This is a genomic window from Okeania sp. SIO2B3, assembly GCF_010672525.1.
In the GTDB taxonomy this organism is placed as follows: Bacteria; Cyanobacteriota; Cyanobacteriia; order Cyanobacteriales; family Microcoleaceae; genus Okeania.
In genome coordinates this window covers 59,464-80,548 of record NZ_JAAHGH010000021.1, presented here as the reverse complement: position 1 = coordinate 80,548, position 21,085 = coordinate 59,464, and the positions used below count along the sequence as shown (strand labels likewise).

Genomic DNA, 21,085 nt, shown 5'->3' with positions numbered 1-21,085 from the left:
CATTAATACTTAGGGTATCGGTATTTATCCACTACTGATGTTGGTAGAACCGAACTAAATAACCGCAATCTCCGCTTATGATGATCAAAGTCAATAATTTGATTGTTGAATTGATAGAAAACTTTAACTAATACCAATTCAGTTGAAAGATTTCACAAATAATTTCGCTTCTGATGATGTGAAATAATTATTTGAAATTACTATAGTTAGTGTCAAAGTTTTTAGTCCTTATATTTAGCAATAGATATCATATAGCACTACGCAATTAGGGTGCGGACAATACTAAATGCTGAAAGTAAGTCAGAGATTACTTCTAACTTTTGATTTTTGAATTTTAATTTTTGAATTTAGACTTTTGACTTGTAACAACCTGTACAATCTTTTTGAACTTATCAAAACCTCTAATGCCTGTATTATTGACTGACACCAAAAATATATTATCCGACTTGCTCGCTAATTATAGTTCTCAAGTAGATTATTTGGCCATTCGCCTAGAAGAATCTCAAGGAACAGATATTCTCTTGCGAGGCAACAAAATAGAAACCCTAAGCGAAGGTCTTTCCATAGGCGGTCAAGTTCGAGCTTGTTACCGAGGAGGTTGGGGTTTTGCCAGCTTTAATCAACTCTCAACCTTGAAAGACAGAATAGAAGAAGCGATCGCTGTGGCCAAATTGATTGGAGAAGAAGAAACAATTCTAGCTCCCATCCCCATAATTCAAGCAACTCATGCAGTTAATCTCACAGGTACAGATCCGCGTCATATTTCTTTGGCCCACAAAAAAGAACTATGCGAACATTATGGCCAAATATTGCGGAGTGTTGATCGTCGAATTACTACTGTATCTGTGCGTTATGGAGACAGTACCCAAAAAGTAATTCTCGCTACTTCCGAAGGCACCATGCTAGAACAATCTTGGGTAGATATGGAAATACGTTTTGCTGCTACTGCTAGGGATGGGGAAACCGTACAAACAGGTAGGGAAACTACTGGTTCCCGCAAAGCTTATGAAGATTTAACTAATTTAGATAATTATGTTCGTAGTGCTGCGGAAAGAGCTGTGAATTCTCTAGCTTTGCCAATTGTTCAAGGTAATACTTACACTGTAGTTATTGACCCAATTCTCACAGGTCTATTTGTTCACGAAGCTTTTGGTCATCTCTCGGAAGCAGATATGGTCTACGAAAATCCTGATTTATTGGAAGTGATGACAATTGGTCGGAGGTTTGGTCCAGAAAATTTACAAATATTTGATGGTGCTAAGGTGTCGCCCTTGCTAAATAATAATTTAGAAGAAGAAGTACATCGAGGTAGTTATATATATGATGATGAAGGTACTCCGGCAACTACTACTCAGTTAATTCAAGATGGCGTTTTGGTAGGACGTTTACATTCACGGGAGACTGCGGGAAAATTAGGAGAAGCACCCACAGGTAATGCACGTTGTCTTGATTATCATTATCCTCCTATAGTCAGAATGACTAATACTTGGATAGCACCAGGAAATACTCCTGCTTCAGATTTATTTGCTGATATTAAGGAGGGAGTTTATGCTCGTAACTGGTTGGGTGGGATGACTAATGGGGAAATGTTTACTTTCAGTGCTGGGGAAGCTTGGATGATTAGAAATGGTGAGTTAGCCGAACCTGTGCGGGATGTGACTCTTTCTGGAAATGTGTTTGAGACTTTGGGTGATATTGAGGCGATCGGCGATGATTTTTTTTGGGATGAGTCTGGTGGTTGTGGTAAGGGTGGGCAAGATGGTTTACCTGTTGGTTGTGGCGGACCGAGTTTGCGTATTCAGAATGTTGTTATCGGTGGAGATGTTACTTTGGAATCTTGAAAAAGGAAGAGGAAAAAAGGCTGGAAGCCTTTTTTAGGGCATTGACGTAATTCCCCGATCTAGTTTTTTCATCCCTTTTTCAGATACTTTAATTTTTTGGTTTTTTCCCAGTTAAGTCTTCCTTATTGGCTTCTGATATAATTAATAATTATAGTCAAGCTAGAAGTAAAATAATTTATCTAAATTATGTCACGAATTGAATTCTTTCCTACAAAACCTGTTCGTCCAGACAAGTTTGTTGACAGAAAATCTGAACTAGACAAAATTTGTGACCAAATTAATATTCGCGGTCATGTAGCTATTTACGGTAGTTATGGCATGGGTAAATCATCTTTACTCAACTATATAAAATCTCGTAATTTTTGGGATAAAAAAGGCTTAGATTTTTCAGAAGCTTTGATTGTTTATTACAACTGGGATGGTTCATTTACGCCAAATAGTTTTTGGCAAAAAGTATTAGAAGAGTTAAGAAATGAAGCTGAAGGTGATGCAGAGTTACAGGGTAAGATTAACGATTTATTAGCAGAAAGAATAGAGATAAGAAACATACGTCAGATACTTAGACACATTGGGAAAAAAGAGAAATTTTTATTATTGCTATTAGATGACTATCATGGAATACTTGGTACACAAGAAGACTATGTTAATAACCTGGAAAAATCTAGAGAAATGCAGACATTTTTAAGTGGGTTGCGTAACCTAGCAGTTCATAGTACAGAAGGTCAATATTTCTCAACAGTTGTTGCTGCATTCAGAAGATTGAATGAGTTAGGTCCAAAGCTTCCTCGTGGTGGTTCTCCTTGGTATAATCATTATCTATATGTAGATTTAAAACCTTTTAGTCGGGAAGATATTGAGCAATATTTTTTTACTCCTAATCAGGATTTTTTCATTTCTATTCCCGACAATATTCAGAAAGACAAAGTGTTAGAAATTACTGGTAGATATCCAATTTTACTTCAACACGCAGGTCATATATTTTCTCTATTTTCTCAATCAGAGCGAGATATTGATATTAATAGTTTCAAAGAAGAATTTAAAAATCAAACAGAACAGATATTTAAGGATATATGGAGAGATTTGACTGCTGATGAACAAAACCTTTTGCAGTTAATTGTAATTGACAATTTAAAAGGAGAAGTGAGTGGAAAGCGTTATTCTGTTGATGATATAGATAAAGTATTTGATAGAAATAGTTATACACTGAAAACTTTGGAGCAAAAAGGTGTTATCTATAAGAACTCAGAGCAGGATAAATATAATTTTTATTCTTCTTTAATGCAAGATTTAGTTATTCAAGAATTTGCTCAAAATGTTTCCGACCCTAAAAAGCTTGAAATATTGTTTGATAGGTTTGGAATCAAGATTATTGCTCAACAAGTAGATCGAGCAAAAGAAACTTTACCATTTGTGATTAAAATTGTAAAACCTATTATCAAACCATTCTTAGGAATTTTCAGTCAATCAAAAGATAAATAATAGTGCAAACCTAATCGAATCTAGTTCTTATATGATGTGAAATTCAATGACTTTGATTAAAAATCCTTACACTATTGGTAGCCCAATTTATACTCCAGAATACTTATTTCGACGAGAAATAATAGTAAGTTTTATTCAAGAGCAACTTACTTCTAAATCAAAGGTAATTGTATTGCATGGACAAAGACGTATGGGCATGACTTCCTTTGTGAATTATATTTCTCGGTCTGTGAGTGTAGATGGATTTATTTTTGTTCCACTTTCTTTAGAAGATAAACATCACTATTCTTTGGATGAAATCTTGTATGACTTTGCTAGGGATATAGTTGATTGGTTGGGAATATCTGGAAGTACAATAACTATTCCTAGTCAGGAGGATTTAAAAGTACAGCCAAGACTATTTGTTAGGATTTTTTTACAACAGATATCTGATAGGTTAGAAGGAAAAAATATAGTTCTACTCCTAGATGAGTTTGATGTTCTGTGGGATGATACTTGTAGTGAAATTAATCCGTTTATCAACTTCTTAATTTCTCTAATTCATAGAGAGGAAAAAATATTTATTGTTCTTTTTTTAGGAAGACAAGGAAATAGTCTGGAATTTATAAGTGATTTGTTTGGTGGAGAAGTACCTCACCAAGAATTAGGATTACTTAATAAGTCTGATACTGAAAGTTTAATTACTAAGATTGCTGAGGGAATTCTTGAATATGAACCAGAAGCAATTGAGGAAATTTGGGAATTGGCAAGTGGACATCCTTACTATACTGAACTACTGTGTTTTAAGTTATTTCAACAGGCTAGAAATCTAAACCTATGGAATGTAACTCGCCAGGATATAAAAGGGATTATAGATGAATCTTTAGAAATAGGTGAAGCTGCTTTTGTATCCACTGTAGAAGTTTTATCTACTAGAGAAAAATTAGTCCTATATGCAGTAGCTGAAGCTCAAAAAGAGGCTACAAAATCCTCTAAATCAAATATCGTTAATCCGTTAGTGATATTAGAAAGACATCATGGAAAGCTTGCACGAAAAATGAAAGAAGAATTAACTAAAGCAGCAGAACATTTAGTTAATTTGAAATTTTTGCAAAAAATAGGAGAACAAAAATTAGGAAAAAACGTAACCCCTATCTATAAAGTAAAAATTGAATTACTTCGACTTTGGTTATTAAAGAGAGTTTCATTAACAGCAGAAATAGAGACAATAAACGAATTATTTCCTCAAAAGTCTTTTATTGACCAAATTCTGAATAGTGGCCTGGGAAAATGGATGCGATCGCATAATAATTAAACAACCAGAAATACCTAATTAGTAAGGTTATAATTATGGTTTAGATCGTTGTAAATTTTATAAAACTGGCCTTTTTATACAAGATACTAAAATGTTTGCTACTTATGTATGCCTTTGAAAAACTTTTCTTTATTCTGAAAGAAGGCTAGATTAATGAAGTGTTTTGCGTGAAGATAAATCATCTGTAGCATTAATTTTCTACTTCAAATTTACTTGATTGATCGTCTCTAATATTTTATAGGTAAATTTTGATTTTCAATGAATAAAACCAATAACTTCACAGGAAATCCTTATATTTTTGGTGTGCCAATTCGTAACAAAGACCAGCTATATGGCAGGAAAAAAATTATTGAAAAAATAGAAAATAATTTCAGAAATAATCAAAAAATAACTTTGTTGCACGTTCAACGACGTATTGGCAAAACTTCATTGCTAGAGTGTTTACCTCAATTCATTACTGAGGAGCAAGGCTTTAAGTTTGTTGATTTTTCACTTCAAGGATACGAATATAAACCAATTGACAAAATACTAAATGATTTGGCAGATAGAATTGCTGAAGTTATTGGTATACTTCCTAATCAAGTAAGAGAATTAGTTAATAATTCAGAGACATTTTTTATAGAAGAATTTTTGCCAAAGATTATTAATAAGTATTTACCAGGTAAAAAACTGGTTCTCCTTCTAGATGAGTTTGATATTTTAGGCAAAGATGAAAAGATGCCTGCGGGAAAAAACTTATTTAATACGCTAGAAAAAGCTGTTGAGCAAGAAGAAAATCTATTTGCAATTCTAGTGTTTGGCAGGCCAGTAAAAGATATGACTTATCTGAAAGAGTTCTTAAAAAAACAAACTCCAATAGAAGTTGGTTTACTAAATAGAAAGGATACAGAACAACTGATTGTTAAGCCAGTTCAAGGAATACTAAAGTATGAACTAGGTGCAATAGAGGCAATTTGGCAATTATCAGCAGGACATCCTTCTTTGACACAACTGCTATGCTTTAATCTTTTTGCGTATTGTCGAAGCGAAGAAATCAAACCGGTTGTTTCTAGGCATATAGAATTAATTTTAGAGCAAACGATGCAAGAGGGAATATATGTATTTGAAGGTTTTCTAAAGCCTTTGAATAAACCTGAAAAGTTATTTTTTCGTGCAGTAGCAGAAACTCAAGAAATAGGCATCGACCCACTAAAGATTATAAAACCAACTAGAGAAATAACAACACCAGTTTTAAGGCACGCAGGAGAACGTTTAGTGGAATATGGCTTTTTAGAAAAACTAGAAAAACAAGGTACAAGTTATAAAATCAAAGTTGAATTAGTCCGGCGTTGGCTATTAAAAAATTATCCTTTATCTGAAGAGGAAAAGCAAAAAATGCAGAAAACTCCTCAAATAAATAATCCTAAAACTTTTAATAAAATAGCAAAATTTTTATCTTTGTTTGTAGTAATTTTAATTATAATGAGTACCCTAGGATACTCATTTATTTGGATTCGTAATTCACAAAACTCTAATCACTCTAGGCCAGAATGCTCTAGATTATTAGCAGAAATAAATGTGGCTTTAGGAGATGCAAAAGAGCGATCGCGAGTTATTGAAGAAGTTAGAAATAAATGGCCCAGAGAAAAAGAAAGTCTAGATGCACAATGTCGCTACAATAATGAATTCGATCAATTAGATACAAAGTATAATGAACTACTTTATAAATACGGATGGGACACAATAGGAATTTCAGAATATGAAAAAGCTATAAGTTCTTGGTGTGAAATTACTGAGGAATATGAAAAATCAAGCGATCTTAAAAAGACATTTGTAAACTTGATTTCTACAGATGGGGATTGGAACCGAAAAAAAATAATTGAAACGCTAATTGAGCAAAATCAATCAGGAAATGATTGCTTAATCTATTCCTTTAAAAATGAAAGAAATAAAGAACAGTTATACGAGCAACAAAATAAATTATATAATCAAAGAAACGAACAATATTACCAAGAAGCACAAAATTATATAAAGAATTATGAGTTTGAAAAGGCTGTCGAATCTTATTGTAAAATCACAAGAGAGTATGAGGGTTTTAATAATATTGTCAAACAGCTAAGAGGATGGTTATTCAATGACCCTGACTTATTTAATGATGAAAGACAAAAAGTAGAAGATAAACTAAAACAACTAAATAATCAATGTGTTGTATCTCCACTGAATAATTAGTTAATATCACTCGCATTTCTGTATTGATTGGATTTTCCCAAAAACCATCCCTTCCTTCTACTTCTTCTCTTGGCGTTACTCTAATTTATTGTTTAGCTACCCTATGAATTACTTCTAATAAATTTCCTTTTTGAGATAATCTTTTTTTATTCCCAATAATTATATCGAAACTGTATAAAACTATCCCAATAGATACCCAGGCAATCCAACTAAGAATGAAAATGACAACAAAAACAATTAACCATCCTGATATTTGAGAAACTAGCTTACCTCAAACATTATAACTATTCTCATATACTTGAGTATTTTTGAGACTCCAAAATATCGCTAAAGTACCCCAACATCAACAAAAAAGATGAACGGGAATAGCTCCTACTGGGTTGAATATATACTAAAAAGTACAAACCACCCGAAATCCGATTGTATTCATTTTAATATCTTGTGGTTTGGAATTACGTTTTGCACTACGACAACTAGCTGGAAAACTATTCCATGCACCTCCACGTATGACTCGATCTGGACGAGTGTTTTTGACCGAACTATCTGAATGATTGAGAGCATCTTTATAATTAGGATAGTAAATATCTTCACACCATTCCCAAAGATTACCGCACATTCCGTTCAAGCCAAAGTTATTAGTACGTTGAATAAATTCAACTGAAACTGTTTCACCTTTGTATTGTTCCATTTCATTTTTATCTGGTGGTTTACCATCATAGCGATAATGACAGTCATAATTAGCAACTTTTGGAGTAATTGTCTCACCACAGTAAAAAGGAGTAGTGGTATTAGCACGACAAGCATATTCCCATTGTACCTCAGTTGGTAATTTATATTCACCTTCAAATTTTTGACTTAACCTCTTACAAAATTCCTGTGCTTCTTCCCACGAAATAGTTTCTACAGGTAACTTACGTTTGTTTAACTCTTTCTCGTCAAATGTTGAAGGTTTATCGCTCAAGTCTAGATCGACTTTTGGTAATTTTGCTACCTTTTCCCACTGTACTTGAGTAATTAGATATCTACTCATGTAGAAAGTTTGTACGGGATAATCAATTTGTGTTTCATCACTTGCTCGTCCATCTTCATTTCCAGGAGAACCCATTTTGAATTTACCCCCCTTAATATTTACCATATCAAGCCCTATATTATTGCCTAAATCTAGGGTAAAATATTTACCTTTTCCACGCTCTGCTATCAATGTACCTCCTCGATCTAATTTTGCCACAAAAAATTCAAAATCTCGATCTTTAGGTTTAGGTTTAGAAGGTGAACTTGAATTAGAAAAATTAATACTTCTGGCAGTTTTTGGTAACATTAAGACTACAAATATTTCTAGTAGGGATATTCCCAAAAAGATTAAGAAATTTCGTCTGTTCTTAGTAGTAAGGAGTTTTTCTATGTTAAGCATTTTCGGTTCAAGAACTAAATTAATTTGTTTGTTACTACTTGCTTTACTAATGACTATAGCAGGTTGTCAGATTTCTGCTCAAAAAACACAACATCTCGAAGGTAAAGGTTGTAAAGATATAGGAATTTTACTACCAGCTACAGCAGCAGAATCAGGACGTTGGGAAGAAAAAGATCGCCACTTCTTAGAAAAAGGAATCATTGAAAAGATACCAGATGTTACTATTCGTTATTTTAATGCTAATAGTAATAAAGAACTACAAGAAAAACAAGCAGACTTAGCTCTCAAAGGAGGAAGTTGTATTTTGATTGTTACTCGCGTAGAGAATGAACAAGGTATTAATATAATTAAAAAAGCTAAAAAGAAAGGAGTTCCAGTAATTGCTTACGATCGTCTGATTAAACATGATGACTTAAGTTTTTACATCTCTTTTGATAGTCAAGAAGTAGGCAGATTACAAGCAGATTATGTGATTCAGGAGTTAAATAAAGGACAAGAAGGTATATATAAATTAGAAGGAATACCAAACTTAGTAATGATTAATGGTGGCATTGACGATGAAAATTCTCATGCAATACAGGAGAGTTGGTTTAAGAGATTAAACAGCTATTTTCAGCCAGAAGAATTCAATCAGAATAAAAGATTGAATTTGATTTTTCCTAGGGGTAAAGACGATCCCCAATATTTTATGCCTGATTGGAGTGGTAAAAAAGCCGCACAAAAGGTTAACGAGTTATTGAAAAATCATCAAGATAATATCCAAATTATTCTTGTTGCTAATGATAGTATGGCAAATGAAATAATTGGAAGTTTAGGCGATAAAAGAGGTAAAATACTCATAACAGGACAAGATGGAAGTGCGCAAAGTAGGAAAAATATAAAAAATGGTTTTCAAGGGATAACAATTTATAAATCAAGTGAACTTCTTGCTAAAAAAACTGTTGAGCTAGTTGTAACTTTGAGTGAAGGTAAAAATACTGAAGATTTGATCAATTGGGATATAGAAATAAGCAAAGAAAAGGAAATTCCCTCTGTTATATTAAGACCTATATCTGTGACTAAAGAGAACATTGAAGTTTTAGATTAAAGGTAGCATAATCAGGACTTAATTCTTTCGCCACTGCTCCAGAAACAATAGTAGCTGTGGTGGCAGCAAATGCTAATTGAAAGAAAAATAGAGAAGCTATGGAACGCTTGGGAAATTGACGCTGCAAACAAGAAAATCCTTGTTCAGGAAAACCTAGCTGGTTATCATCTTTTGGCAGTAGAATAAATTGTGACTCTTGCTGGAACTGATTATATTCAGTTGTGGGAGAAAAATGCCCCAAATAACTAACTATTTTCTGGTCGTTTTGAGCGAAAGTTGCCGTACAAGGAGGATGATCTAACCCATCCCCAAATATCAAACCAAAACCAAACATCCAAAAAGCGATCGCTGCCACACAAAAAACAATTAAGTTTTTCGCCAAGACATTTGATGACGGATTAATTGAAATGTTGTCAGAGAATATTGACTACTTTAAGTGCAAACCTGTAAACATTCCTAAAATCACTATTTTACTTGATAATGGATACCACCCCGAAAAAATCATACAGGAGTTAAAAAAAATCTATCCTGCGATTATGACCAAAATTCGGTTGAAACTATCACCAAAACCATCAAAGGCTCAGAAAAAACAGGAAGGAAAAACAGGATTTGTTCCCGTAAAAGCCAGGTGGGTCATTGAAAGAACCAATTCTTGGATGGAGAGGTGTAAAAGCTTGGCCAAAAATTTTGAAAGAACCCTGGAAAATGCTACTGCTAAGATTAATCTTTGTTTTATTCGACTGATGCTTAAGAGGTTAGCGATCGCCTAATTTTTTAGAGATACCAAATGGGTTCTATACAGATGGAGGGCGAATACCATTCGCCCCTACTGACTTCTGACTTTTAATTTGCCATCCAAACTAGAAAGCTCAAAATCTGCTCAACGGGTGGCAATGGATAATCTGTTAAATCAATTGTTACTGTTTGTTCTTCTAGTTTGAGAAATCGCCAAACTGTACCACTCGTTACTGTTCCGTAGATAGTTGAAATTGGTTGCTGTTTCTGTTGATTAAAGCGTTGAGCTGCTACCATTTCTGCTAAACATTGTCCAAGTGCTGGTTTCAGGTCTTCTTTTTTTGCTTCAACCAAAACTACCGCAGGAGCTTTAATATACAATTGTTCTGGAGAACGACTAATTAGAAAATCAACATACCCAGTAAGATCGACTTCTGGTTGCACCGCAAATTCTTCACCCGAGAAAACACTGATTTTTCCCTTGAGCTGACGTTTTACTTCTAACAATACTGGATTAATAATACCTTCAGAACGAGCTTTTTCACTACCCACAGCGATCGCCCAAGGTACTGTTTCTTTGAGGGTATCTTTGAGCAAAGCAGTAGGATTAATTGGGGAAACTTCTGGCACAAAGCGATCGCCTTCTATGATAGTCAGTTGAAAATCTTCTACGACTTTACTCAGGGTAAATTTACTATAGGGCATTCATTAATGGATAATGGATAATGGATAATTACCTCTAATTATTAATTATTAATTATTCGGTAATGGAGCGGGGAGTAGGGGCGAATGGCATTTGCTGACGCAAAGCTCCGAATGGCGCCCGTACAGGAGTGAGGGAGTAAAATAATACAGAGTAATATTATTAGACTAATTTACTCTAAAAGTAGGTTATTTAGGATTACCTTTGACATCCTCCCGACGCTGCTCTCACGAGACAGCGCGGGATTCCTTAACATCACTGTTAGGGGCTTTCTGTTTCAATGCACCCGCCTTCCAAGATTTACTCCCCTCGGGTCTTACAGTCGCTCCACAGACTGACACTGCGAGTCCCGCAGCCAAAATATTTACCGAAGCGTTTATATCCCTGTCATGGTGACTACCACACTCTGGGCAATCCCACTCTCTAATATTTAGAGGCAATTTTTCTACTATATGCCCGCAATTAGAACAACGCTTAGAACTAGGAAAATATCTATCAATCTTGATTAATTCCCGTCCATACCAATCAGCCTTGTACTCTAATTGCCTGACTAATTCTCCCCAGTTGGCATCACTTATTGCTTTTGCTAACTTGTGGTTTTTGACCATATTTTTTACCGCTAAATCCTCAACTACAACAGTTTGATTTTCTCTGATTAGTTGAGTGGTTAGCTTATGGGTGTAATCAAGCCTTGAATCTTTAATTTGAGCGTGTATCCTGGCTACTTTCAGCCTAGCCTTTTGGTAGTTATTAGATCCCTTAGTTTTTCTAGATAAAGACTTTTGAGCCAATCTCAGTTTTTTATGTAATTTATGAAGATTCTTAGGATTAGCTACTTTTTTTCCATCACTGGTAGTTATTAAGCTAGTGATTCCTAAGTCAATGCCTAAGAGTTTGGTTGCTGGCTTGAGAGTTAAATCTCTGGTGTCATTGACTCTTAGAGACACTGACCATCTGCCAGAGGGGTCGAGCTTCACTGTGATTGTTGTTGGAACACAATCTGGTGGTAGTTGCCTGCTCCATCTAATTGATAATGGTTCAAGACATTTTGCTAAATATACTTGACCATTTCTCCACTTAAATGCAGACTTTGTAAATTCAGCACTACCACCATTACGCTTTTTCTTAAAGTTAGGATATTTTGCACGTCCACTGAAAAAGTTAGTGAAAGCAGTTTGTAGATGTCTCAAACCTTGCTGTAATGGGACGCTACTGACTTCAGAAAGAAAATCTAAATCTTCCTGCTTTTTCCAATTCGTCAGCATAGCCGAAGTTTGCTTATACCCTACTCGTTCTTTGTTTTCATACCATGCTTGAGTTCTCGCAGCTAAAGCTCTGTTGTAGATCAGGCGCACACAACCTAACGTCCTCCGCAACAGACTTTCCTGCTCCGGAGTGGGGTAAAATCTAAATTTGTACGCTTTTTCAACCATTTGCTGCTTAATTTTTAACATTTATATTTTAACAGATTATGTGTGAAGCTGCAACATTGATTGGCATTCCCATACGACGCTCCCTTGTAGGAGAGCGCGGGTATAAATGCCAACATTTAGATAAATTGCAAATTACTCATCCACCAACTCAAGGTTTTCGCCTTTCGAGTTCAGACAAATTTTCGTATTATCATAGCATTTTTTTAGCAAATTTAGCACAATATTTCTAGAAATCATTACTTTGAATTAGTTTGTTAAATCCTATGATTTTTTTGACAAATATCAAAAAATATGGTAATAAAATATTAAATTCTAGAGGAAATGATTAATGAAAATTGGGTTTTTAGGTACGGGTTTAATGGGTCTACAAATGGCTCAAAAATTGTTAGAAGCTAATCATATTGTAACTGCTTATAATCGTACTCAATCAAAATTAGAACCTCTGCAAAAAGCAGGTGCAACAATAGCTAGTTCTCCGGCAGAAGCTATTCAAAATTCTGAATGTTTAATTTTGATGTTGACTAATACTGAAGCTATTCAAAATGTACTTTTATCTGATAGTTCAAAAGCGGAATTATCGGATCGAACAGTTATTCAAATGGGAACTATTTCCCCCACTGAAAGTAAAGAAATTAGAGATGAAGTTGTGGCTTGTGGGGGTGAATATTTAGAAGCTCCTGTTTTGGGCAGTATTCCTCAAGTGAAATCTGGTAGTTTAATTGTTATGGTGGGAGCTTCATCAGAACAATATGAAAAATGGTGTGGTTTATTCAAGATATTTAGTCCTGAACCATTACATATTGGCGCGGTAGGTAATGGTGCTGCAATTAAGTTGGCAATGAATCAATTAATTGGTTCTTTAACAACTGCTTTTGCTTTGAGTTTAGGGTTAATAGTTCGGGAAGGAATAGATGTAGATTTGTTTATGCAAATTGTTCGGGATAGCGCTTTATATGCTCCAACTTTTGATAAAAAATTACAACGAATGTTAGACAGAAATTATGAAAATCCTAATTTTCCAGCCAAGCATTTATTGAAGGATACGAACATATTTATTGATGCGGCAGAATCAGCAGGACTTGATGTGAGTATTCAAGAAGGAGTACGTAAAGTTTTGGAGAAAACTATTGAATTAGGTTTATCAGATTTAGATTATTCTGCTTTATTTTCGGCAGTTAATCCAGATGACTAGAATATGTTTTCTTTTGATAAGCACGTTCTTCCAAAGTGATGAAAAAAAATTACCCTTAATTGTGGTGTTGCTGATTTGATGTATGAAGTTCAATTAGTGGCAAGCTTTCACCCCATTTTTAGTTGAATAAAAAGTCATGCGTAGGGGCGAACAACACCCAATGATTACATAGTATCACGATTTTTTTGGCTATGCAAGAGGAAAAACCTTGCTGTTTTTTTGGTGCTTCACAAAATGCAGGTTAATCATCCCTGTATCTGTGGCTAAATCCTTGTCTGGCTGATGGAGGTGAAAATTTTTTCTATCATTACTTTTTTATCGAAGTGCTTCACAGGATGATGATTTTTCTCTGCTTTGGTTTCTGAGTATATCTTCTATATATATTCAGTAACGAAATGCTGTTTCTGGGTTGAATAAAAAGTCATGCTTGGGGGCGAGTAACACCCAATGATTACATAGTATCATAATTTTTTTGGGGAATTCAAGAGGAAATACCTTGCCGTTTTTTGGTGCTTCACAGGATGATAATGTGCTGGATTTGTGAATATAGCGTTGGCGGAGCAAGTGCGGTAGCTACATCGCTTCTACATGAGTAATATCGATCTTTTGATGGGGCGGGCAAATTTGACCGTCGTTACTTCTTGATCTAAGTGCTTCACAGGATGATGATGTTTCTCTGCTTTGATGTCTGGGCGGTGCTGCATTGTCATAGTAGTCCATTGTAATTATTTTTGTTACCAGACACGGTAGTGGGAGCATCTTGCTCCCGTACTATCCTATTTACCATTACTATCCAGGACTACCGATGTCTGAATATCCCTTCTATATATATTCAGTGACGATATGCCGTTTTTGCGTTGAACAAAAAGTCATGCTTGGGGACGAGTAACACCCAATGATTACATAGTATCATAATTTTTTGGGGAATTCAAGGAGAAATACCTTGCCGTTTTTTGAGCTTCACAAAATGATAATCTTTGGTTGTGAATATAGCGTTGGCGGAGCAAGTGCGGTAGCTACATCGCTTCTACATGAGTAATATCAATCTTTTGATGGGGTGAAAAATTTGGCGATCGTTACTTCTTTATTCAAGTACTTCACAAAATGATGAGATTTCTCTGGTTTGATTTCTGAGTATCCCTTCTATATATATTCAGTGGCGATATGCTGTTTTTAGGTTGAATAAAAAATCATGCGTAGGGGCGTGCGACACCCAATAATAAAATAGTATCACGATTTTTTAGGGAATGCAAGGGGAAAAACCTTCCCGTTTTTTTGGAGCTTCACAAGATGCAGATTGATCGTCGGTGTATCCGTGACTAAATCCTTGTCTGGCTGATGAGGTGAAAAATTTGGCGATCGCTACTTCTTTATTCAAGTGCTTCACAAAATGATGAGATTTCTCTGGTTTGATTTCTGAGTATCCCTTCTATATATATTCAGTGGCGATATGCTGTTTTTAGGTTGAATAAAAAATCATGCGTAGGGGCGTGCGACACCCAATAATAAAATAGTATCACGATTTTTTAGGGGATGCAAGGAGAAAAACCTTCCCGTTTTTTTGGAGCTTCACAAGATGCAGATTAATCATCCATGTATCTGTGGCCAAATCCTTGTCTGGCAACGCCTTAATTCTATTCTCCTAAAATCTGATTTCGACCGCTAGCTCCCAAACCCAACCTATTGCCATTAATCTGAGGAGTAATAACCTTGGGTGCTTTAGTAACTCCCCAAAGACTTACTAATTGCTGTAAAAATTTATCCTGCTCCACCCGTGTTGCCTCCCAGTAGGGACTGCGGTTAATCATCGTAAACCAAACCAAACCCTGTTCACGAGTAGGAATAACTCCAGCTAAAGCAATCACATCATTGAGAGTACCAGTTTTCACCGCCGAACCCTGGGGAATATTCCTCGACTGGTCTACTAAAGTTCCTCGGTCATAACCAGATACCGGAAACAAGTCAGCAATAACCCACTCAGAAGTTTGAAGATACCGTTGAATAGCAATTAACATTGCACTTACTGCTCTTGGAGAAATTTTATTTTCCACCCCCAACCCAGAACCATTAATTAACTGAATTTCTGCTTGAGGCACTCCCGCAGTCCAGGCAGCTTTTTGTTGAACAACTTTTGCTCCACCCAGATTACTAGCTATTATTTCAGCCAACTTATTATTACTTTCCACATTCATAGTTTTGAGGATATAGATAAGTGGCAAAGACTTGTGTCGAATAATTGGAATTTCTGTAGATACAGATTTTTGGGATATTACAGAACCAGCGATCGCTACTTTTGGCTGAAGTGTTCCTGGTGGCATTCGGTTGTAGATATTTCTCACACTATTAGACCAAGTGGCTGAATTGATACCTTCTCGCAATAATTGGCCTGAAATTATAGGGTCAGTCTGATAGTTCATCCAGAAATCACCTACTACAATCAAATTACCTGTGACTTGATTAATTCCCAATTTTTGGATGGTGTTCCCCAGGGCGATCGCTTCTTCCCAGACAAAATATGGGTCATTACCGCCATTAATTACTAAATCTCCTCGCAATATTCCATTTGTAATTGGACCTGTGGTACTGATGGAGGTTTCAAATTGATGTTGAGGTCCCCAAGTTTCTAGTGCAGCTAAGGATGTGGCGATTTTTGTTAAGGAAGCACCAGGCATGGGAACTGTGCCTTCGTGGCCATGCAAAAGTTTAAATTCTGACTGTATCCATATACCCTGAGCATCGGAAGTTAGTAATCTCTTGGCTGCCAAACCTTTCAAGTATTCATCTACTTCTATAGTTAATATTTGATCGGAATTTTCAGGTGAAATTAATTGAGGTAGACCTGCTTGCCATTTCATTATCGTTAGAGTATTTTGCCCAATAGTTTGTATACCTGCCATTTCTAGCCATAGAGATATAATTCCATAGCTGAACAAATCCCACATAAATCAATTCAATTTTTTTCAAGTTTTTCTATCATAGTGGACTTCAATCATATATATCCCACATTCCGCACTTCATCATACAAAGATTATGTTTTTAGGGAATAGAAAACAGAAAATTTATTGTTCGGGAGCTTGTGTAATTCTTTAATCAAAAAAAGAAAATTTATTCATTACTTTGATGTCTCTAGGGGTTAAAACACCCTAGATTCTAAGCGGATGTGCTACGCGGGAGCTATTGCCACGCTACGCACTGCTTACGATATTTTTTGGTTAGATTGTCTAACTTATATCGCTTTGGGAGCATCAAAACTCCCCTACAGACCTTGGCTAGATTAATTTCTAGCTGTGTCGATACTTTTCTTAAAATATTGGCTGCTCCATTAGTATCAGCATTGATTAATTGACCTGTTGCTGAACGATACAAGCCACGATTGACGCGCTTTCCTGAAGCTTCCAACCTTTTCCTACGGAATGCTACGCAAACGGGTTTCTCACCAAATGTCGGCAGAAAATCATCCGATACGAAAACTAGCCTTACTCGTGTAACTTTCCTCAGTCTCAACAAACTTAATCCCATGCTGCTCAGACAATTGAGCTATCCTGGCTTTTAACTTGGCTGTAGGTATTTGAACAAACTGTTGGTTATTTTTCTTACCGATGTTAATACTATCTTTTTGGCGTTGATTCCATCCAAAAACTATCACGCCTATTTGATGCTCAATACACCAGTTGATCACAAATCTAGCTGTTTTGTTCACATTATCCCGCATCTGACGGTTGCGCTTTTCAGTAATAGCTGCTAAGTTATCGTCCCAGTAGTCACCAGACTTGCCTGATTTTATTTTTGCTACTTGCTTGTTGTACCATTGATTTTGGGATTTAACCTTTTTTCCATCAACTATAAAAGCTTTTCCCACATTACTCACACAGGTTAACCAGTTATTTAATCCTGGGTCTATACCTAAGACATTTTCTGCTATTGGCTGGCCTTTTTTAGGTTCTGGTTGATCATATACAAACTCTAGGTAAAAGCAGTTATTTCTAGGGACGAACCTAAATTATTTTACTTGCTTAAAGTCTAGGTTCAAGGGCATTGGTAACAAGAAATGGTCAATGCCAAACCATGCTTTAACTTGCTTGCCCAATGGAAACTTAAGCATTTCATTCACCAACTTCACCCAACGCGCCGGATAACTTACAACTGCTAAACCATCTTTTTTACGGTATTTTGGTGGTCTTGGTTTCTGTGTCAGTTCACCTGAAGTAAACATTTTGGCAAGTCTTGCATAAGAGTTAAAGGACTCAATTACACAGTGCAGTGTTTGTTGAGCACAAGCTGAACGGATGGCCTTAAAATGCGGATTACTTTTTAACTCAAAATCTAGTTCAGCTTTAGACACAAAGCGTCCTGCTTTAAACAGCATTTGACGACAATAATAAATCCCGCAGTTAGTAAGCTTATTAGCTTCTGTGCAAAGGTACTCAATAGTTGCCATTACTTCTGGACTACTTTTAACTAAGTGTTGCTGACATCCGTACATTAATCATCACCTCCTGTAGATATAATAGCACTATTCAACATAATATATCTACATATATGAAAAAAAAACCAGACGAATATAGAAGAAATCCTCACTCAGTAACATTAATAAATTACTATTTTGTATTTTGTCCCAAACGTAGAAAACCAGTACTGGTAGGAGATGTCAAACAGCGGTTACAAGAAATTATTTTTGAGTTATGTACTGAGCATGATTGGAGACTCATAGGACTTGAAATAATGCCAGACCATGTACATTTATTTTTAGAAGTTGACCCAACTTTTGCACCCTCTGTAATTATCAAACGAGTCAAAGGTAGGGCTTCTCATCACTTGAGAAAAGAATTTCCTAGATTACTAAAGCTACCCACACTTTGGACTCCTAGCTTTTTTTGCGCAACAACAGGAAATGCTTCAACGGAAACAGTTAAAAAGTATATTGAAAACCAGACCGGAAAGTAACGCCACTTTGTTACCCGCGTGTCGTTATTCAACCAGGGGATAAATCTTCCGGGAACTTTCCTCCCGTCATTTTTTAGGTTTTGACATACGCAACAGTAAGACATCAAACCTCTGCCAATCATCAATTTGAAGACTCCTACTGAGGAAAAAGTATTATTTTTTACTTTAATTACTGAGAAAATAAATGATTAAAAATTTACAAAATTTTACTGAATTATTTGCTAAACTTGTTTATTGAATATGCTAAGTTCTGAAAATGAGCAAAATTTCTATAGGGAAAGCCGCAGAACTACTTGGAGTAGCAGAAAGTACTCTAAGAAGATGGGAACGTGAAGGCAAAATTCAATCAGAAAGAACAAAAAATGGACATCGCCGATATGAGGTTAGCACTCTTCTAGGACTAAGAGCTGGAGAACGTAAAACTATTGGTTATGCCTGCATTTCTAATTCTGAGCGAACAGCCGATTTAGATAGACAAATTATGGTGTTAGAAGCCTACTGTAATAATCAGGGTTGGCTAGTAGAAATTATCCGAGATTTAGGTTCAGGAATCAATTATAGAAAACGGGGTTTAGTAAGATTAATTAAAATGATCTGCTCAGAAAAAGTAGAACGTTTAGTCTTAACAAATAAAGACCGTTTAGTAAGATTTGGTTCTGAACTAATCTTTACAATTTGTGAAATTTTTGGCACAGAAATTGTGATTATTAATCACTTGTCTGAATCCACAGAAGAAGAAGATTTGGGTACAGACATCTTAGAAATAATCAAAGTTTTTAGTGCTAGATTATATGGTAGCCGTAGCCAAAAAAATCAAAAAATAGTCGAAAAATTACAAGAGGCAGCTAATCAAATAAATTGATAATTATTAAGTCAAAAAATCTCAGTAATCAAGACTTCTGTAAATGGACTCGGAAAGCTGTATCTTTTGTGTGTTTATAGAAAATATTTTTTTGCTGTTATAAATTGAATTAATGTCCGAGAGAGTAATTTTTCAAAAGTCACTCATTTAAAAAGCTTTTCCTGACGGAATGCTCCGCAAACAGGTGCCTAATTATATGCACAAATTTTTCGGCTGATAGCTGATAGCTAATAGCTGATAGCTATTCAAAGTAAATAAAGATCAATTAACTGATAAAATCTTGAAGGTTTCTCTAACTTGGGTCAATGGTAATAAAACCTACACGAATCGCAATCGACGCTATGGGTGGGGACTACGCCCCATCACAAATTGTTGAGGGAGCAATACAAGCACAAGAAACTTATGGTGTAAAAGTATTGTTAGTTGGGGACCCTCAACAAATCAAAGCCTGTATTAATCACAAGTCAAATCAACCTCTGCCAGAAATAGTCCCTGCAGAGGAAATTGTGGAAATGCACGAAGAACCTTTGACTGCCATTAGACGTAAGTCCAAAGCATCAATTAACGTGGCGATGAACTTAGTCAAGCAAAAAGAGGCTGATGCTGTGGTATCTGCAGGTCATTCAGGAGCAGCCATGGCCTCCGCTTTACTACGTTTGGGACGACTGCCAGGAATTGATCGCCCTGCAATTGGGGCAGTTTTGCCAACTATGGTTCCCAAAAAACCAGTCCTGATTCTTGATGTTGGGGCGAATGTAGACTGCCGTCCTAAATTTTTAGAGCAGTTTGCAGTTATGGGGACAATTTATAGTGAATATGTCCTGGGGACTACTGAACCAAAAGTGGGACTACTTAATATTGGGGAAGAACCATCAAAAGGAAATGATTTAGCAGTAAGGACTCATCAAATACTGCAAGAAAATAATCAAATTAAGTTTATTGGTAATGCAGAAGGTCGGGATGTTTTATCTGGCAGTTTTGATGTGATAGTCTGTGATGGGTTTGCCGGAAATGTTTTATTAAAATTTGCGGAGGCAGTGGGTGATGCTGTATTGCAAATGATGAAAGAAGAATTAACACCAGGGTTGAGTGGGAAAATAGGTACTGCAATATTACGACCTAATTTAAAACGAATGAAACAAAGAATAGACCATGTAGAACATGGAGGTGGATTACTATTAGGAGTAGGCGGGATTTGTATTATTAGTCATGGTTCTTCTAAAGCTCTTACTATATCTAATGCTATTCGTTCAGCAAGAGAGGCAGTAGAAAATCGAGTAATTGAACGAATTAATTCTAACTATGTACTAGAAAATAATAAATCAATAGTCAGCAACCAGTGATTTTTATAGATATTTTAGGTTGATTCACTGTGATTAGAAGCTACCAAAATTATTGAACAAAAAAATGTAGTAGGTAAGCATTTCCTCCGGAATGCTGCGCAAACAGCCGTCAGCTATCAGCCATCAGCTATTGCTTTTAGTTTTAGATCAAAGCTTTACTAGCAAAATTTTAAACAATAAAATTCAGAGTAAATAGCATTGAATAATGGTTAGTAGAAACTTCATTAATTGATAATGGATAATTGATAATTACCTCGGGTTTTAACCGTTACGGAATTGAATATCAGGAAATATTATTTCTTCTCTTAGTCCATTGGATATGGCGCAGGTTTCGGAGCCATCCCACCCTACGGGAAGCTGCGAAGAGAGAACTCCGTTCCGCTGTCGCGTTTCGCGTCAGCGTTGCGAAGCAAACGACCGCTGTCTTGGTCTCATGGATATGGCGAGGGGACCTCGCCATCCCTCGACCGCTTTTTTCCCCTTAAAAGGGGAGGCTTTAAACCAGAATTATTTAATAATTAATTATTAATAATTAATTATTAATTATTCGGTA

General features: G+C 35.7%; 20 protein-coding genes and 1 pseudogene. 11 read left to right on the top strand and 10 right to left on the bottom strand.

The features are described from left to right. The first annotated feature begins 404 nt into the window (after window positions 1–404). The 4 genes from F6K15_RS17330 (at window position 405) to F6K15_RS17315 (ending at window position 6,822) form a co-directional block, all read left to right on the top strand. Window positions 405–1,841 carry a TldD/PmbA family protein gene (locus tag F6K15_RS17330; RefSeq protein ID WP_293062784.1) on the top strand — a complete coding sequence of 479 codons (1,437 nt, stop codon included), beginning with the start codon at window positions 405–407 and terminating at the stop codon, window positions 1,839–1,841. A gap of 186 nt (window positions 1,842–2,027) precedes the next feature. Continuing rightward, window positions 2,028–3,320: an AAA family ATPase gene (locus F6K15_RS17325; protein ID WP_293062755.1), complete on the top strand. Its 1,293-nt coding sequence runs from the start codon at window positions 2,028–2,030 to the stop codon at window positions 3,318–3,320. Between the two features lie 46 nt (window positions 3,321–3,366). After that, window positions 3,367–4,614, top strand: a complete 1,248-nt coding sequence (locus F6K15_RS17320; RefSeq protein ID WP_293062753.1) for a hypothetical protein — start codon at window positions 3,367–3,369, stop codon at window positions 4,612–4,614. Between the two features lie 258 nt (window positions 4,615–4,872). Further along, the gene (locus F6K15_RS17315; RefSeq protein WP_293062751.1) at window positions 4,873–6,822 is read left to right on the top strand and encodes an ATP-binding protein; all 1,950 of its coding nucleotides are present in this window, start codon (window positions 4,873–4,875) and stop codon (window positions 6,820–6,822) included. A 391-nt stretch (window positions 6,823–7,213) separates the two neighbouring features. Here the strand turns inward: F6K15_RS17315 and F6K15_RS17310 are convergent, their stop codons facing one another. Further along, window positions 7,214–8,233, bottom strand: a complete 1,020-nt coding sequence (locus F6K15_RS17310) for a formylglycine-generating enzyme family protein (protein ID WP_293062750.1) — start codon at window positions 8,231–8,233, stop codon at window positions 7,214–7,216. 49 nt (window positions 8,234–8,282) lie between these two features. On the opposite strand from F6K15_RS17310, the gene F6K15_RS17305 reads away from it, so the two are divergent. Continuing rightward, a complete protein-coding gene (locus tag F6K15_RS17305) occupies window positions 8,283–9,320 on the top strand; it encodes a substrate-binding domain-containing protein (RefSeq protein WP_293062749.1) in 1,038 nt (345 codons plus the stop codon). Here the strand turns inward: F6K15_RS17305 and F6K15_RS17300 are convergent. After that, window positions 9,292–9,702, bottom strand: a complete 411-nt coding sequence (locus F6K15_RS17300; RefSeq protein WP_293062747.1) for a hypothetical protein — start codon at window positions 9,700–9,702, stop codon at window positions 9,292–9,294. The two genes, F6K15_RS17305 and F6K15_RS17300, sit on opposite strands and share 29 nt — an antisense overlap. Window positions 9,703–9,727: 25 nt before the next feature. Here F6K15_RS17300 and F6K15_RS17295 point away from each other — a divergent pair, with 25 nt between their 5' ends. After that, window positions 9,728–10,090, top strand: coding sequence for a transposase (locus tag F6K15_RS17295; RefSeq protein WP_293062745.1), 363 nt, complete (start codon window positions 9,728–9,730; stop codon window positions 10,088–10,090). Between the two features lie 73 nt (window positions 10,091–10,163). Here F6K15_RS17295 and F6K15_RS17290 read toward each other — a convergent pair whose 3' ends face one another. Together F6K15_RS17290 and F6K15_RS17285 are read right to left on the bottom strand one after the other, a co-directional pair. Next, a complete protein-coding gene (locus F6K15_RS17290) occupies window positions 10,164–10,760 on the bottom strand; it encodes a hypothetical protein (RefSeq protein ID WP_293062743.1) in 597 nt (198 codons plus the stop codon). 225 nt (window positions 10,761–10,985) lie between these two features. Further along, window positions 10,986–12,191: an RNA-guided endonuclease TnpB family protein gene (locus F6K15_RS17285; RefSeq protein WP_293062783.1), complete on the bottom strand. Its 1,206-nt coding sequence runs from the start codon at window positions 12,189–12,191 to the stop codon at window positions 10,986–10,988. 38 nt (window positions 12,192–12,229) lie between these two features. On the opposite strand from F6K15_RS17285, the gene F6K15_RS17280 reads away from it, so the two are divergent. Both F6K15_RS17280 and F6K15_RS17275 read left to right on the top strand, forming a co-directional pair. Next, window positions 12,230–12,421, top strand: a complete 192-nt coding sequence (locus F6K15_RS17280) for a hypothetical protein (protein WP_293062741.1) — start codon at window positions 12,230–12,232, stop codon at window positions 12,419–12,421. A 98-nt stretch (window positions 12,422–12,519) separates the two neighbouring features. Further along, on the top strand, window positions 12,520–13,383 hold the full coding sequence (locus F6K15_RS17275) for an NAD(P)-dependent oxidoreductase (protein WP_293062739.1): 864 nt from the start codon (window positions 12,520–12,522) through the stop codon (window positions 13,381–13,383). 573 nt (window positions 13,384–13,956) lie between these two features. Here F6K15_RS17275 and F6K15_RS17270 read toward each other — a convergent pair. The 6 genes and pseudogenes from F6K15_RS17270 to F6K15_RS38425 all read right to left on the bottom strand — a co-directional run bounded on the left by F6K15_RS17270 (window position 13,957) and on the right by F6K15_RS38425 (window position 17,866). After that, complete coding sequence (locus tag F6K15_RS17270) at window positions 13,957–14,103, bottom strand: hypothetical protein (protein WP_293062737.1); 147 nt, start codon at window positions 14,101–14,103, stop codon at window positions 13,957–13,959. Window positions 14,104–14,623: 520 nt separating this feature from the next. Continuing rightward, on the bottom strand, window positions 14,624–14,770 hold the full coding sequence (locus F6K15_RS17265; RefSeq protein ID WP_293062735.1) for a hypothetical protein: 147 nt from the start codon (window positions 14,768–14,770) through the stop codon (window positions 14,624–14,626). Window positions 14,771–15,017: 247 nt separating this feature from the next. Continuing rightward, window positions 15,018–16,325, bottom strand: a complete 1,308-nt coding sequence (locus F6K15_RS17260) for a D-alanyl-D-alanine carboxypeptidase (RefSeq protein WP_293062733.1) — start codon at window positions 16,323–16,325, stop codon at window positions 15,018–15,020. Between the two features lie 232 nt (window positions 16,326–16,557). Further along, complete coding sequence (locus F6K15_RS38435) at window positions 16,558–16,782, bottom strand: hypothetical protein (protein WP_363268148.1); 225 nt, start codon at window positions 16,780–16,782, stop codon at window positions 16,558–16,560. Window positions 16,783–16,837: 55 nt separating this feature from the next. After that, a pseudogene (locus F6K15_RS38430) lies at window positions 16,838–17,317 on the bottom strand (transposase); the annotation flags it as partial. 66 nt (window positions 17,318–17,383) lie between these two features. Beyond that, window positions 17,384–17,866, bottom strand: coding sequence for a hypothetical protein (locus tag F6K15_RS38425; protein WP_363268146.1), 483 nt, complete (start codon window positions 17,864–17,866; stop codon window positions 17,384–17,386). 56 nt (window positions 17,867–17,922) lie between these two features. Between F6K15_RS38425 and tnpA the strand changes: the two genes are divergently transcribed. The 3 genes from tnpA (at window position 17,923) to plsX (ending at window position 20,532) form a co-directional block, all read left to right on the top strand. Continuing rightward, window positions 17,923–18,327, top strand: coding sequence for an IS200/IS605 family transposase (gene tnpA, locus F6K15_RS17250; RefSeq protein WP_293062732.1), 405 nt, complete (start codon window positions 17,923–17,925; stop codon window positions 18,325–18,327). Between the two features lie 256 nt (window positions 18,328–18,583). Continuing rightward, window positions 18,584–19,189, top strand: a complete 606-nt coding sequence (locus F6K15_RS17245; RefSeq protein ID WP_293062731.1) for an IS607 family transposase — start codon at window positions 18,584–18,586, stop codon at window positions 19,187–19,189. A 305-nt stretch (window positions 19,190–19,494) separates the two neighbouring features. Then, window positions 19,495–20,532: a phosphate acyltransferase PlsX gene (gene plsX, locus F6K15_RS17240; RefSeq protein ID WP_293062730.1), complete on the top strand. Its 1,038-nt coding sequence runs from the start codon at window positions 19,495–19,497 to the stop codon at window positions 20,530–20,532. Window positions 20,533–21,085 lie beyond the last annotated feature (553 nt).

Coding starts and splice junctions, on each gene's coding strand:
- F6K15_RS17330 (WP_293062784.1), top strand. CDS start 405: ATGCCTGTATTATTGACTGACACCAAAAATATATTATCCGACTTGCTC.
- F6K15_RS17325 (WP_293062755.1), top strand. CDS start 2,028: ATGTCACGAATTGAATTCTTTCCTACAAAACCTGTTCGTCCAGACAAG.
- F6K15_RS17320 (WP_293062753.1), top strand. CDS start 3,367: ATGACTTTGATTAAAAATCCTTACACTATTGGTAGCCCAATTTATACT.
- F6K15_RS17315 (WP_293062751.1), top strand. CDS start 4,873: ATGAATAAAACCAATAACTTCACAGGAAATCCTTATATTTTTGGTGTG.
- F6K15_RS17310 (WP_293062750.1), bottom strand. CDS start 8,233: ATGCTTAACATAGAAAAACTCCTTACTACTAAGAACAGACGAAATTTC.
- F6K15_RS17305 (WP_293062749.1), top strand. CDS start 8,283: ATGACTATAGCAGGTTGTCAGATTTCTGCTCAAAAAACACAACATCTC.
- F6K15_RS17295 (WP_293062745.1), top strand. CDS start 9,728: ATGTTGTCAGAGAATATTGACTACTTTAAGTGCAAACCTGTAAACATT.
- F6K15_RS17290 (WP_293062743.1), bottom strand. CDS start 10,760: ATGCCCTATAGTAAATTTACCCTGAGTAAAGTCGTAGAAGATTTTCAA.
- F6K15_RS17285 (WP_293062783.1), bottom strand. CDS start 12,191: ATGGTTGAAAAAGCGTACAAATTTAGATTTTACCCCACTCCGGAGCAG.
- F6K15_RS17280 (WP_293062741.1), top strand. CDS start 12,230: ATGTGTGAAGCTGCAACATTGATTGGCATTCCCATACGACGCTCCCTT.
- F6K15_RS17275 (WP_293062739.1), top strand. CDS start 12,520: ATGAAAATTGGGTTTTTAGGTACGGGTTTAATGGGTCTACAAATGGCT.
- F6K15_RS17270 (WP_293062737.1), bottom strand. CDS start 14,103: ATGGACTACTATGACAATGCAGCACCGCCCAGACATCAAAGCAGAGAA.
- F6K15_RS17260 (WP_293062733.1), bottom strand. CDS start 16,325: ATGTGGGATTTGTTCAGCTATGGAATTATATCTCTATGGCTAGAAATG.
- F6K15_RS38425 (WP_363268146.1), bottom strand. CDS start 17,866: ATGTACGGATGTCAGCAACACTTAGTTAAAAGTAGTCCAGAAGTAATG.
- tnpA (WP_293062732.1), top strand. CDS start 17,923: ATGAAAAAAAAACCAGACGAATATAGAAGAAATCCTCACTCAGTAACA.
- F6K15_RS17245 (WP_293062731.1), top strand. CDS start 18,584: ATGAGCAAAATTTCTATAGGGAAAGCCGCAGAACTACTTGGAGTAGCA.
- plsX (WP_293062730.1), top strand. CDS start 19,495: ATGGTAATAAAACCTACACGAATCGCAATCGACGCTATGGGTGGGGAC.